Annotated in this window: 10 protein-coding genes; 8 read left to right on the top strand and 2 right to left on the bottom strand. The window is 37.9% G+C overall.

The features are described from left to right. The first annotated feature begins 121 nt into the window (after positions 1-121). From ACFINZ_RS05595 to edd, 5 genes are all read left to right on the top strand, one after another. Positions 122-1549, top strand: a complete 1428-nt coding sequence (locus ACFINZ_RS05595; RefSeq protein WP_375633534.1) for a glutamine synthetase family protein — start codon at positions 122-124, stop codon at positions 1547-1549. A gap of 11 nt (positions 1550-1560) precedes the next feature. After that, the gene (locus ACFINZ_RS05590; RefSeq protein WP_375629621.1) at positions 1561-2844 is read left to right on the top strand and encodes an NAD(P)/FAD-dependent oxidoreductase; all 1284 of its coding nucleotides are present in this window, start codon (positions 1561-1563) and stop codon (positions 2842-2844) included. 120 nt (positions 2845-2964) lie between these two features. Then, positions 2965-4437 (top strand): glucose-6-phosphate dehydrogenase, encoded by a 1473-nt coding sequence (gene zwf / locus ACFINZ_RS05585; RefSeq protein ID WP_375633535.1) that lies wholly within the window; start codon positions 2965-2967, stop codon positions 4435-4437. A gap of 10 nt (positions 4438-4447) precedes the next feature. After that, complete coding sequence (pgl, locus tag ACFINZ_RS05580) at positions 4448-5200, top strand: 6-phosphogluconolactonase (protein WP_375618432.1); 753 nt, start codon at positions 4448-4450, stop codon at positions 5198-5200. A gap of 54 nt (positions 5201-5254) precedes the next feature. Beyond that, positions 5255-7078: a phosphogluconate dehydratase gene (gene edd, locus ACFINZ_RS05575; RefSeq protein WP_375634707.1), complete on the top strand. Its 1824-nt coding sequence runs from the start codon at positions 5255-5257 to the stop codon at positions 7076-7078. Positions 7079-7144: 66 nt separating this feature from the next. On the opposite strand, the gene folD is transcribed toward edd, so the two are convergent. Continuing rightward, positions 7145-8044, bottom strand: a complete 900-nt coding sequence (folD, locus tag ACFINZ_RS05570; RefSeq protein WP_375618434.1) for a bifunctional methylenetetrahydrofolate dehydrogenase/methenyltetrahydrofolate cyclohydrolase FolD — start codon at positions 8042-8044, stop codon at positions 7145-7147. Positions 8045-8359: 315 nt separating this feature from the next. Here folD and ACFINZ_RS05565 point away from each other — a divergent pair, with 315 nt between their 5' ends. Then, positions 8360-10240 carry an AsmA family protein gene (locus tag ACFINZ_RS05565; RefSeq protein ID WP_375642958.1) on the top strand — a complete coding sequence of 627 codons (1881 nt, stop codon included), beginning with the start codon at positions 8360-8362 and terminating at the stop codon, positions 10238-10240. A gap of 315 nt (positions 10241-10555) precedes the next feature. Here ACFINZ_RS05565 and ACFINZ_RS05560 read toward each other — a convergent pair whose 3' ends face one another. Next, entirely contained in the window at positions 10556-10699 is a 144-nt protein-coding gene (locus tag ACFINZ_RS05560; RefSeq protein WP_273790383.1) for a hypothetical protein, read from the bottom strand. 235 nt (positions 10700-10934) lie between these two features. Between ACFINZ_RS05560 and ACFINZ_RS05555 the strand changes: the two genes are divergently transcribed. Then, complete coding sequence (locus tag ACFINZ_RS05555; protein WP_375634705.1) at positions 10935-11678, top strand: 16S rRNA (uracil(1498)-N(3))-methyltransferase; 744 nt, start codon at positions 10935-10937, stop codon at positions 11676-11678. A 68-nt stretch (positions 11679-11746) separates the two neighbouring features. Continuing rightward, a complete protein-coding gene (locus tag ACFINZ_RS05550) occupies positions 11747-13120 on the top strand; it encodes a glutamate--cysteine ligase (protein WP_375612076.1) in 1374 nt (457 codons plus the stop codon). Positions 13121-13652: the final 532 nt, after the last annotated feature.

Below are 13652 nucleotides of genomic sequence, written 5' to 3'. Positions count from 1 at the left end.
TTACCTTGATAGATCTTATAGTATTCTTCAAAAATATCAGTTGATAAATTTTTTTCGTGTCGTTTATGCATGGGCTGATACAATAAGAATAGGACTTGATTGTTTTTAAAGTTGGTATGTTATGGCTGTAAAAAATGGTAAACAAACGAAAAGTAAGAATTTTAAACCTGTCTCTCGTTTTCTCAAAAGTTTACGTGGTGTGCGCAATTGGGAACAAGTTTCACAATGGCTTGCTTTTCGTAAGGTAGAGGATATTGAATGTATTACGCCTGATCAAGCAGGGGTACCACGGGGCAAGATGATGCTTTCTAAAAAATTTACATCGGAAACATCATTGGCATTGCCTTCAGCAGTTTTTATGGCAACAATTTCAGGGGATTATCCGGAAGATGGTCATGGTTTTGAATATCCTAAAGAAGATGGTGATTTACGCCTTGAGCCTGATCTTTCTACGTTAAGCATTGTTCCATGGGAAGATGCTCCTACGGCACAGGTGATTTGTGATCTTGTGTATCAAAATGGTCAGGTTGTGGATTACACACCACGCAATGTTTTACGAACAGTGGTTCATTTTTACACAAAAATGGGTTTAAGCCCTGTTGTGGCACCAGAAATTGAGTTTTATTTGGTACAAAAAAATCCCGATCCTGATTATCCGTTAGTTCCACCGGTTGGTCGTTCTGGGCGTTCAATTGGTGGTGGACAGGGGTATTCCATTGCTGGTGTTAATGAATTCGATGATTTGATTGATGATATTTATCAATTTTCAGAGGCACAAGGATTGGAAATTGATACCCTCATTCATGAAGAAGGAGCAGGACAGTTTGAAATCAATTTACGTCATGGTGATCCTATTGAATTAGCGGATCAAGTTTTTATGTTTAAACGAACAATTCGTGAAGCAGCACTAAAACATAATATGTATGCAACTTTTATGGCAAAACCCATTCAAGGGCAGCCGGGTTCTGCTATGCATATTCACCAATCGGTTGTTGATAAGAAAACCGGTATGAATATTTTTACACAGGAAAATGGTGAAGAAAGTATCTGTTTTCGCCATTTTATTGGTGGATTGCAAAAACATATGCCAGGCGTACTTGTGATGCTTGCGCCTTATGTGAATTCTTATCGACGTCTTGTCCCTGATAATTCGGCTCCTGTTAATTTGCGGTGGGGATATGATAATCGTACTACAGCTTTTCGAGTTCCCCGTTCTGCTCCTCAAGCGCGACGTGTTGAGAATAGGCTTCCTTCATCAGATGCGAATCCTTATTTAGCCCTTGCGGCTTCTTTAGCGTGTGGTCTTATTGGTTTGCAACAAAAAATTGAGCCGGATGAGCCAGCGATAAATAATGTAAACGCTGATAATATTGAGTTACCGCGTGGGCTCATTGAGGCAGTCAATTTGTTTGAACAAGATACAGTGATACGTGCTATTTTAGGGGATGTGTTTGTCAGTACTTATGCTGCAATCAAACGACAAGAGTTTGAAACTTTTATGGAAGTAATCAGTCCGTGGGAGCGTGAATATCTCCTGCTGAATGTTTAAATTTTATGACGATGATTGATTATAATTCAATTTCTCCAGGAATTTCTTGGTATGAAGATGCTTTAAGAGAACGTCCCTCTTATCCTTCTTTTTGTGAAAACAGACAGTGTGATGTGGTCATTATTGGAGGCGGATTTACGGGTCTTTCGGCTGCTTATCATTTAGCCAAGGCTGGAGTAGATGTTGTTTTATTTGAAGCATCACGTTTTGGTGATGGTGCTTCAGGGCGCAATGGTGGACAGCTGGGAACAGGGCAACGGCAATGGGTAGAAACATTAGAAAAAAAGTATGGTTTTGAGCGAAGTAAAGCTCTATTTGATTTAGCAGAAGAAGCTAAAAGAGATATTTTAGCTTTATGCGCAATGCCTAATTGTCCTTGTGATTTGATAGGAGGACAGCTTTCTGTAACTCATAAAAGGCGTGAGCTTCTCTCTTATCAACAGCATATTGAGGCGATGCAGCGTTATGGCTATCACGCGCTTACTTTTATGGATAAGGCTGAAACATTTGAGCGACTTGGATCAACTTTTTATTGTGGTGGTATTTATGATGCGGATACCGGTCATATAAATCCCTTAAAATTGATTATTGGGTTGGCAAAAAGAGCACAAGATGCTGGTGCTAAGCTTTATGAGAAGTCACAAGTAACGACCGTAAGGCGCAAGGGAGCACATTGGAAAGTAATAACAGAAAAAGGTAGTGTAACAGCAGAGCATGTTTTACTTGCAACAAATGGGTATAAACTTGGTCTGGAGCGTTTTATTGAAAAAAATATTGTTTCTATTCGCTCTTATATTGGAGCAACGGACCCATTACCAAAGCATAGTTCAATTCTTATAGGGGGGGAATCGGTTGATGATTCCCGTTTTATGGTTCGCTATTTTCGCAAAAGCATTGATAATCGTCTCTTATTTGGTGGTGTAGAAAGTTATGATAATAAGCATCCTCTAAATTTAGATGAACGTATAAAACGGCAAATTGTTGAAATTTATCCTCAATTACATTCTATCAATTTAAGCCATCGGTGGGGAGCAACGGTTGCCATCACAGTTGAACGCATGCCCTATGTTCGCCAAATTTTTTCAAGGATGACTTATTGTGGTGGTTATTCAGGGCATGGCGTTATGCTGGCTCCTTTCGTGGGAAAATTATACGCAGAATGGTTAACTGGAAAATATGAACGTTTTTCCTATTTCCAAGACTTAAAGATTTCATCTTTTCCGGGAGGAAGAGTTTTGCGTTATCCGCTTATATTTTTAGCAATGCGTTGGTTTTCTTTATTGGATCGCCTTTAATGGAAACATTGCTTGAAATGAAGAAAATTAATGGCTTATTTAGTATCTGTCTGCTTTAATGATGAAAGCTTTTATAAGTGATATGGGATTTCATAATCGAATAGAAAAATAAACAAGTTCATGGTGCGTAAAATTATTCCAGTTTCTTCCTTTGATTGTATTGTTTTTGGTGGCAATGGTGATCTGGCGTTGCGCAAGCTTTTGCCGGCTTTGTATCATTGTCAGTGTGCTGGGCAATTCAGTGAGCCAACACGTATTATTGGGGTTTCGCGCACTTCCTTAAGTCGTGAAGAATATCAAAATTTTGTCCGCATTTCTTTAGAAAAACATATCCATCCAAAAGATCTCAATTCAACAGAACTCAATCGTTTTCTTGCACGTTTAAGCTATGTTTCTGTTGATGTTTCCTCAAATCGAGGGTGGGAGGATTTAGCCCTTCTTCTGTCACAAGATTCAGCGGATATTCGAGCTTTTTATTTGGCTGTTGGTTCGTTACTTTTTGCTGATATTGCGATGAAGTTGGAAAAAAATGATTTGGTGACAGCACAAACACGGATTATCATTGAAAAGCCAATTGGTTGTGATGTAAAAACAGCTGTTTCACTTAATGATGTATTTGCAAGCGCCTTTAATGAAGAGCAGATCTTTCGTATTGATCATTATCTTGGGAAGGAAACTGTTCAAAATTTAATGGCATTGCGGTTTGTTAATACACTTTATGAACCGCTATGGAACTCCAATTATATTGATCATGTTCAAATAACCGTTGCTGAATCTTTGGGGTTAGAGGGGCGTACAGAATATTATGAAAGCACTGGTGCTCTACGCGATATGGTTCAAAACCATATGCTACAATTACTTTGTTTGGTTGCGATGGAAATACCATTTACTAACAGTGCTAATGCTGTGCGCGATGAAAAACTTAAAGTTTTACATTCTTTAACACCGCTTGATGTCCATAATGTAGGGCAGCATACTGTACGTGGGCAGTATCTTTCTGGTCTATCAAATGGTATATCGGTAGAGTCCTATTTTGATGATCTGGGAAGAGTGAGTAAGAGTGAAACATTTGTAGCACTTAAGGTTAAGATTGATAACTGGCGTTGGGCTAATACGCCTTTTTATTTACGAACAGGTAAGCGCATGTTCACGCGAATGTCTGAAATTGTTGTGGTTTTTAAACCTATTCCTCATAATATTTTTAATGTGGATTTAGATGAAATTTTTTCTAATCGGCTTGTAATTCGTCTCCAACCTGATGAAGGTGTAAAACAATGGTTGATGATTAAGGATCCAAGTTATGGCGGTATGCGGTTTCGTCACATTCCATTAGACATGAGTTTTGCTTCCGCATTTTCTGAACGTAATCCTGATGCTTATGAACGTTTATTAATGGATGTTATTCGTGGAGATCAAACACTGTTTATGCGTCGTGATGAAGTTGAGGCTGCTTGGCGTTGGATTGATCCAATCATTGAGGGATGGGAAGCAATAAAACAGCCTGTTCACAGTTATAACGCTGGTTCGTGGGGGCCGTCTGCTTCGATGAGCCTCATGGAACGTGATGGGCGTATATGGAACAATTTAGTTTAGAGCAATAAGTATGTATAGAATGAATATTGACCGTTTAGATTTTGAAACCCCTCAGACTTTAGCCTTGGCATTAGCAGATCGAGTAGCCGCAGAGCTTAGTGTATCTGTTCTTGAGCGCAAGAGAGCAGTTTTAGCGGTGTCTGGTGGTAAAACACCAGAATTGTTTTTTCATTATTTGTCAAAAGCGGATATTGATTGGCAAAAGATCATTATCACTTTGGTCGATGAACGTTTTGTCCCTACACACGATGAACGTTCAAATGAATATATGGTACGGTGTCATTTGTTACAAAATTTTGCCGAAAAAGCACGTTTTGTAGGGCTTTATCATAAAGCAATTACTGCTGAACTTGCTGCTTTTTCAGCGGCGAGTCGTGTTAATACTTTGCCTAAACCCTTTGATGTTGTTGTTTTAGGAATGGGGGAGGATGGACATACGGCATCTTTTTTTCCTGATGCTGATCGTTTAAAGCAAGCGCTTGATTTACGAACACAAGCACTTGTTTTACCCCTTCATGCTAAGAGTGCTGTTGAGCCAAGACTCTCACTAACTTTGCCAGTTATTATGCAATCTCGTTGTATTATTCTCCATTTCGAAGGTTTTCAGAAACGCGATTGTTTTGAAGAAGCTTGTCAAGACGGGTTTGAAATAGAAATGCCTATTCGGGCAATTTTGCGTAATTCCCCTCATCTCGTTCAGGTTTATTGGTCGCCTGCAGAAAATGAAATAAGTGAATCAAAGTATGCGACACAAGGTGAATAAAACGTAATCTCTCTCAATGAATGAGGGGAAGAAACAATGAAGGGGGAGAGAAATATGGCACTTTCCAAGACAATTGCCACAGTTACACGAAGGATTTATGAACGTTCTCGATCAACACGAGAAATTTACTTAGATCGTATTGCAAAAGCACAAGTTCATCGCCCCAAACGGAGTTTTTTAGGATGTGCCAATCAGGCTCATGGCTTTGCTGCTTGTAGTGCAATAGATAAAGAGCGTTTGAAGGGAAATATCGTTGGGAATATTGGCATTATCACGGCATATAACGATATACTTTCAGCGCATCAACCTTTTGAAAAGTTTCCTCACTTAATTAAAGAGTCGGCCCGTATGGTTGGTGGTGTTGCACAGGTTGCAGGTGGTGTTCCCGCGATGTGCGATGGTGTTACACAGGGAAATGCGGGGATGGAGCTTTCCCTTTTTTCGCGTGAAGTAATTGCAATGGCGACAGCTATAAGCTTATCACACGATGTCTTTGATGCAGCATTGTATCTTGGGGTGTGTGATAAAATTGTACCAGGTTTATTGATTGGTGCACTAACATTTGGTCATTTACCAGGAATTTTTATAGCAGCTGGTCCCATGACAAGTGGTCAAGGTAATGATGAAAAAGCGAAGATACGTCAACTTTACGCGGAAAATAAAATAGATCGCCAAACACTTTTAGCATCAGAAGCACGTTCTTATCATGGGCCAGGAACATGTACATTTTATGGAACAGCTAACTCTAATCAGGTGATACTGGAGATGATGGGGCTTCATATGCCGGGAGCTTCTTTTATTAATGCGAATACACCATTGCGTGATGCTTTAACAAAAGAAGCTACGAAACGTGTACTTGAAATGACAGATCTTGGTGATCATTATAGTCCACTTGGTATGATCATTGATGAGCGTTCTTTTGTGAATGCCATTGTAGGATTAAATGCAACAGGAGGTTCTACCAATCATACGATTCATTTGATTGCTATGGCTGCTGTTTGCGGTATTAAATTGACATGGCATGATATTGCAGAAATTTCATCCGTTGTGCCTCTTTTAGCGCGCATTTATCCTAACGGTTTAGCAGATATTAATCATTTTTATGCTGCGGGGGGAATGGGATTTATTATTCGCGAGCTTATCGAGGCAGGTTTGGTACATGAAGATGTCTCTACGGTTTTTGGTAAAGATCTCAATGCTTATGCAATTGAAGCAAAGCTTTCTGCTGATGGTCATGTGGTACGTGAAGCGGCTCTTAAGGAAAGTGGTGATCATAAGGTGTTAGCGGGGTGGAGAAAGCCATTTCAGCTTGATGGTGGTCTTCGTGTTTTATCAGGAGATTTGGGAACAGCTATTATAAAAGTTTCCTCTGTTAAACCAGAGTATTGGCAGATTAAAGCACCAGTCTTTGTTTTTAATGATCAAGAGGAACTACAAAAATCTTTTAAATCTGGAGTGTTGCATAATAAAGACTTTATCGCTGTCATTCGCTATCAAGGACCAAAAGCCAATGGTATGCCAGAGCTTCATAAATTAACAACCATTTTAGGCGTTTTACAAGATCGCGGTCAAAAGGTAGCATTGATAACCGATGGGCGTATGTCAGGAGCGTCAGGAAAAATTCCTGCTGCTCTCCATGTGACACCAGAAGCAGTGGATAATGGCCCCATTGCACGTTTGCAGGATGGTGATATTGTTTTTCTTGATGCTCATGAGGGTAAATTAACTCTTTTGGAGGATTTAGCAAAATTTAACGCGCGAAAAATCATACCTCCGGATCTTTCAAAAAACGAACATGGTGTTGGACGCGAACTTTTTCATGTTTTTCGTCAATTCGTTAATCGTGCAGATCAAGGGGCATCTGTTTTTATGACATGAAAAATGCAAAAATAAATAAGCTGAACCATATACAATGAAACCATATACAAGGAATTGTTACAATTTTTAGAATTTTGGTATAGGCAGATTGTGTGATCGCGCAGCTGCTTTGAGTGTATTAACCATAAGCATGGCAATTGTCATTGGTCCAACGCCTCCTGGAACAGGGGTGATCGCAGCAGCTTTTTCTTTTACGTTTTCAAAATCGACATCACCAACAAGACGTGTTTTCCCTATACCTTTTTCTGGTGCAGCAACGCGGTTAATACCGACATCAATAACAATTGCACCATCTTTTATCCAGTCTTTTTTAATCATTTGTGGGCGGCCTACAGCTGCTACTAGAATATCAGCGCTTCGACACACATCATCAAGGTCACGGGTACGACTATGGGCAATTGTCACAGTGGCATTGGCTGCTGTTAAAAGGGCAGCCATAGGTTTTCCAACAATATTAGAGCGTCCAACAACGACAGCATCAAGTCCAGATAAATCTTGCCCACAGTGTTGTTCAATCATCATCATGGCTCCAGCTGGAGTGCAGGGAATCATCGCATCTTCAAGTGCGTTTGCTGCGAGTTTTCCTACATTAATATAATGAAAACCATCAACATCTTTTTGGAAAGCAACGGCTTGTGTTATGCGATTTGTATTCATATGAGCAGGGAGAGGCAGCTGTACCAAAATACCATGAATTTTGGGATCAGAATTTAATGTTGCAATAAGTTGAAGGAGTTCTTTTTCTTGCGTTTCTTTGGAAACGACATGTTTGATTGAAAGAAACCCACATTCTTCGGCTTTTTTATTTTTTGAGGTGACATATACTTGACTTGCAGGATCATCTCCAACGATAATAACAGCGATACTAGGTTGTATATTATAGTGATGGCGGAGCTTTGCTGTTTCGGCCTTAACTTTCACAATAATCTCTTCAGCAAGTTTTTTTCCGTCGATAATATTATTCATTCAGAGATCCTTTCGGTAAGGCTGTTTGTTTTTTTTGTAAAGCATTTTCTAATAATACGATAGAGTTTTATAGCAATATTCATATGAGAACAGTAAGAATGGTTTTATAATGTTGTGGATTTATAGTTTTGAAGACTTTTAAATAATTGCTTTATAAAGAAGCAGCAACATTGCTGTTTGAATAAATTTTGGATAAAGAACAAAAATAATGAAGATACAAAGTGGATATAGTGAATTATAGGGTTATAAAAACTTTTTATGATCATTTAAGTTTGTTTTTAATCTGTTATAGGGGGATAAGTATAGAGGGATAATGTGCGCATCAGAATAATAAAATTTTTGAGCGGAGTTTTTATTACAATTATCTTTTTATTTGGAGTGGGGATTCTCGTTTTACCTTATCTTATTTCTACAGATGCGATTCGTATTCGTTTAGCGCAGGATTTAAGTGCATGGACGGGTTACAATGTGCAATTGCGTGATCCACCGCGGTTACATCTTTTTCCTTATCCTAAAGCATTTCTTTCTGGCGTTACTTTAACATCAAAAATGGATGATGTTGCGCCATTAATGGAAGCTGAATCAATAGAAGTTGATCTTTCTGTCGTCGATCTTCTTTGGGGACATATTTCTTTTTCAGAGACGCGGATTATGCATCCTCAATTTGTTATGGAAAAGCCTGTTAAAACAATAGCAGATTTTTTTGATCGGTTTTCTCGCTCACAAGGTGCATTAGGGGTGGCAATACGTAATACGCGTGAAATATTAAAACATAATCCTGAGCATCCAGAGATAGAGCACCTTTTAAAACAACCTTTTGGACGGATTGTCATTAAAAATGGTGTTCTTGTGTATCACGATAGTTTTTCAGGAGTAGCAGAAAAAATAACAGGATTAAATGCAACTTTAGATTGGCCGGAATCAACTCAGGAAGTACGGTTACGTGCAGATGCGCGTTGGCGCGGAGAGTTTACAAAATTATCACTTGATGCTTCTCAAGCATTACTGCTTTTTGCTGGAGGCAAAAGTCATATTAGGGCAAGTCTCAATTCTGTACGTGGGGGAATAACTTTTACAGGAAAGGCTCGATTATCTGAATATTATATTTTTGACGGAAAAGTGTCAATGCGTTCTCCTGGATGGAATCAGACATTGTCTTGGGTTGGTGGAAATCAGTTTTGGGGACATAAATTAAAAATACCCATTGTATGGGAATCTCATTTTTTAGCGCAGCCAATGCATATCCAAATGAACAATGTTACATTTACGATGGGGAAAGCCAATGCGCGAGGAGCTTTAAAACTCGATTTTCAAGATTATGTACCAAATGTCATGGGCTCTTTAGCCTTTGATAATCTAGACCTTAGCCTCTTGGGTTCAATGTTTTTTTCAGGTAAAAAGAAAAATGCCTGCTTTGACATTAGAACTTTTGATTGTATTGGCGTGGATATACGACTTTCTGCGCCACAAGCTAAAATAGGAAATATTTCACTCACAAATTTAGCTGCTGCAATACAAATAAGAGATGGTCATGGTATTTTTGATCTTGGACATGCGAATATTTTTGGTGGATCTGTGCAAAGTAATATTGAAGTTACCTCAGCTGGACAGAAAGTGCGTATTGGAGGAAATATTTCAGGTGCTTCTATTGATATGCAGGAGACTTTAGAAATCTTGGGATTTATTCCATTTATACAAAGCAAAACGAATTTTACTGCAACGGTACGAACACTTGCTGATTCTTGGCCAGAAATTTTTACGAAAATGCAGGGTGAGTTAACACTGAAGATGTCTTCTGGTCGGCTATTAGGGTATGATCTGAATGAATTACAAACAAGACTTTCAAATAAACAACAATTTCTTTTAATGAATAATGATACTTTTTCAACAACATTTGATCACTGGGATATTCAGACAAGCTTTTCAGAAGGTATGATGAAGGTAACAGAGTCATTAATGCGTACAGCAGACTTGAGCTTATCCATTCAAGGAATCATTGCAACTGCTATTGCGCAAGGGAAGGAAAATGAACTGATATTACAGGCACAACTACGCAAAAACTATAGATCAGAAACTTTATGTAAAGATGTCCAATGTCTTGCTAATAGCCTTGCATGGCCTTTTACATTTTCTCTAAGCTCTAAAGGACAAAATCATGGTGATTTTTGGGTTACAAAAGATATTAACGCAGATTGAGTATCGTTTTTCATCTGTATAATATTCTATCCTATAATGGTAATTCGTCTTTTTACAACTTAAAATTGTCTTTTAAATTTAAATCAGAGCTCCCATTATCGGAAGATTCTCTCATTTTAAATCCGTTCGTCGTGAAGCAGTAAAAACCATCCTCACCGTCATAATAAGTGAGGTTGGTATAGATAAATGACTGAAGAGAGGAATAAAAAACCTTCTTATGGAATCTTTCAAATACAAGAGATTCATAATATCGGTGCTAATCTTATAAAAATTGCTAAAAAACATTAAAATTTTAAGGAGGATGTTGGCCAGTGCTTATTGAATCGCAGAAGAAATACCATAGCCATCTTTGGTAATTGTATGCTTCCCGTCGGCTCCAACAGAACCAATTCCCACTGTAATCAAAATAAAGGCTAAGAGGGTTGTAATCGTAATAATTGTAGCTTTTTTAGCAGACATATTTTTCCTCCACGGATGCATCAATGACTGAATGCAAAGATGAATGGTGCATTATTTAAACTTTTATGAAAGCAGAATCACTTAAGGATCTATAAGTTCCTATTATTATCTCATAAAGCTAAAAAAACTCTATAATTCTTTAATATATTATAGTTCTATAGATATAATTTTTTCTTTTTGCTATATATTTTTCTTCATTTTCTCGATGACGATAGTGAGCATTGGCAAAATTTTTATGCGCATAAATTATAAACTTAAAAGATTATTTATCCGACAGACATTGGCTTTGAATGAAGAAATAAAGATAGAGGGGGCACAAGCTTCTTATCTTATGCATGTTTTGCGTATGAAAGAAGGAGCAGAAATTTTACTTTTTAATGGACAGGATGGTGAGTGGCTTGCTAAACTTATCACTGTTAAGAAAAAATTTGTTGTGGTTCAGCTTATCCATCAAGAAAGATTACAAACGACGCATTCCAATCTTATTTATTGCTTTGCTCCACTCAAAAATGCGCGGTTGGATTATATGGTGCAGAAAGCTGTTGAAATGGGGGTATCGATTTTGCAGCCTGTTATAACGCATCATACGCAGGTTACGCGTATCAATATGGCGCGTATGGAAGCCAATGTTATTGAAGCTTCTGAACAGTGTGGAATTTTATCTCTTCCTAAATGCGTATCGGCTCTATCATTAGCAGAACTTTTAGCACAGTGGGATGAGACACAGCCTTTATTCTTTTGTGATGAAGAGCATAAATTGCATAATCCATTACCTTCTTTTAAAAAGCGTGACGTTACAACACCTGGTATTCTTATTGGACCGGAAGGTGGCTTTAGTGAAGAAGAGCGGAGCTTTTTAAAAAAACATCCTTTTGTGTTTCCAATATCACTAGGTCCGCGTATTTTACGCGCTGATACTGCCGCTGTTGCTGCTTTGGCTCTTCTTAATGCTACCGTGGGGGATTGGGCAATGGATTGAGAAATCTGTAAAATCATTCTAAACAATTTATTTAAGATGATGATACCAATTATAGGATACGGTAAGTTATGGCGCTTGATATAACTGATGAAAGTGAAATTTATAACTTAGATTCTTTGGTTAGCTATTTCCAAGGGGGGTATAAAGCAGAAGATGATTGGCGCATTGGTACAGAACATGAAAAATTTCCGTTTTATAGAGATGGTTTTCACCCTGTTCCTTATGAAGGAGAGAGGGGAATTCGAGCGCTTTTAGAGAGAATGCAAAGCGCTTTAGGATGGAAACCTATTTTAGATGAAGAGAATATTATTGGGCTCGTAGGATCAGTTGATCAGGGAGCCATTTCTTTGGAACCTGGGGGACAATTTGAATTATCTGGTGCACCATTAAAATCAGTAAGCCATACATATTACGAGTTGATGGAGCATTTAACTCTTCTCAAAAAAATTGCAGAACCATTAGGTATAGGTTTTTTAGGTCTTGGAGCTAGTCCAAAGTGGACTTTAGCTGAAACGCCGCGAATGCCTAAATCACGTTATCAGATTATGACTGATTATATGCCTAAAGTGGGGTATAATGGTCTTAATATGATGTATCGCACATCAACAGTTCAGGTTAATCTTGATTTTTCATCTGAAAGTGATATGCGGCGAAAAATGCAAGTATCCATGAAGTTACAGTCCATTGCAACGGCATTATTTGCAAGTTCGCCCTTTACAGAAGGGCGCCCAAATGGCTTTTTATCGTGGCGTTCTGAAATTTGGCGTAATACGGATAATCAGAGGACAGGCGTTCTGCCCTTTGTATTTTCTGAGCGTTTTGGTTTTGCTGATTATGTTGAATGGGCCCTTGATGTTCCAATGTATTTTGTTGTGCGTGATGGTCGTTATTATGATTGTACACACATAACGTTTCGTCAGTTTATGAATGGAGCATTAAAAGGACAAGTTGCAAATTCAATTCCAAACATGGGAGATTGGATTAATCACTTATCAACGTTATTTCCTGAAGTCCGCTTAAAAAGATTTTTAGAAATGAGGGGAGCTGATTGTGGTTCTTGGAAGCGCATTTGTGCGTTGTCGGCTTTTTGGGTTGGGCTTCTTTATGATAGGGAAGCACTTAATGAGGCAGAGGCTTTGACAAAAGATTGGTGTTTTGAAGAAGTTTTAGAGTTGCGCCAACGCGTTCCTAAAGAAGGGCTAAGAACTCCTTTTCGTCAAACTATTCTTTTAGAGTTAGCACGTCAAGCTCTCGCTATTGCTCGCAAAGGCTTAAAAAATCGCAAACAGTATGATACGAATGGTTTTGATGAAACAAATTTTCTTAATCCTCTAGAAGAGGTTGTTGCAATGGGACAAACAGATGCTGAAAAATTTTTGTCCCATTACTATTCTATTTGGAATGAGTCGGTAGAACCTTTATTTTTAGAATGTGCCTATTAAATTTGAAGCAAAGATACTTCCTACTTTTTTAAAAATGCATATCACCGTGGTGGTTCATTCACTCATTTGCTCTAGAGAGCATATCCTACCTTGCTTTTAACATTTCTCATAACGGAAAGGATACAATACAAAAATTTCTTGGGGAGTGTGATTTTTATACCCAATAATATCACGATATTTCCGTAATCATAATGTTGTCCCTTTGTACAAAAGATAGTTCATAAGAGATAAAGCTTATTATCAAACATTTTTTATTCACTTGGCTAAGCCTACTTATGAATAGGTCTGAAAATAATATTTTTCACTTTTAAAAGGGATAAAAAAATATAATTTGCGGTTAATAGTCAATTATTATAATTCAATATAGGATGCTTATATGAAAGAGCATTTTATTATACAAAAATTATGATATCAATCTTTCAGTGTGCTAAAAAGACAGTAGAAAAAATACCGATAGATCTATGTATGTATAACTCAATTTTATTTTTATAGAAAAAAGAAATATATTATGTAAATAGATAGAAATAAAGAT

The sequence above is a fragment of the Bartonella sp. AA81SXKL genome, from assembly GCF_042196945.1.
Taxonomy (GTDB): domain Bacteria; phylum Pseudomonadota; class Alphaproteobacteria; order Rhizobiales; family Rhizobiaceae; genus Bartonella.
This window is presented reverse-complemented; position numbering and strand designations above follow the sequence as displayed.

Excerpts from the sequence above, each read along its gene's own strand:
- ACFINZ_RS05560 (WP_273790383.1), bottom strand. The coding sequence starts at position 10,699 with ATGTCTGCTAAAAAAGCTACAATTATTACGATTACAACCCTCTTAGCC.
- folD (WP_375618434.1), bottom strand. The coding sequence starts at position 8,044 with ATGAATAATATTATCGACGGAAAAAAACTTGCTGAAGAGATTATTGTG.
- ACFINZ_RS05550 (WP_375612076.1), top strand. The coding sequence starts at position 11,747 with ATGGCGCTTGATATAACTGATGAAAGTGAAATTTATAACTTAGATTCT.
- pgl (WP_375618432.1), top strand. The coding sequence starts at position 4,448 with ATGTATAGAATGAATATTGACCGTTTAGATTTTGAAACCCCTCAGACT.
- zwf (WP_375633535.1), top strand. The coding sequence starts at position 2,965 with ATGGTGCGTAAAATTATTCCAGTTTCTTCCTTTGATTGTATTGTTTTT.
- edd (WP_375634707.1), top strand. The coding sequence starts at position 5,255 with ATGGCACTTTCCAAGACAATTGCCACAGTTACACGAAGGATTTATGAA.
- ACFINZ_RS05555 (WP_375634705.1), top strand. The coding sequence starts at position 10,935 with ATGCGCATAAATTATAAACTTAAAAGATTATTTATCCGACAGACATTG.
- ACFINZ_RS05595 (WP_375633534.1), top strand. The coding sequence starts at position 122 with ATGGCTGTAAAAAATGGTAAACAAACGAAAAGTAAGAATTTTAAACCT.
- ACFINZ_RS05590 (WP_375629621.1), top strand. The coding sequence starts at position 1,561 with ATGATTGATTATAATTCAATTTCTCCAGGAATTTCTTGGTATGAAGAT.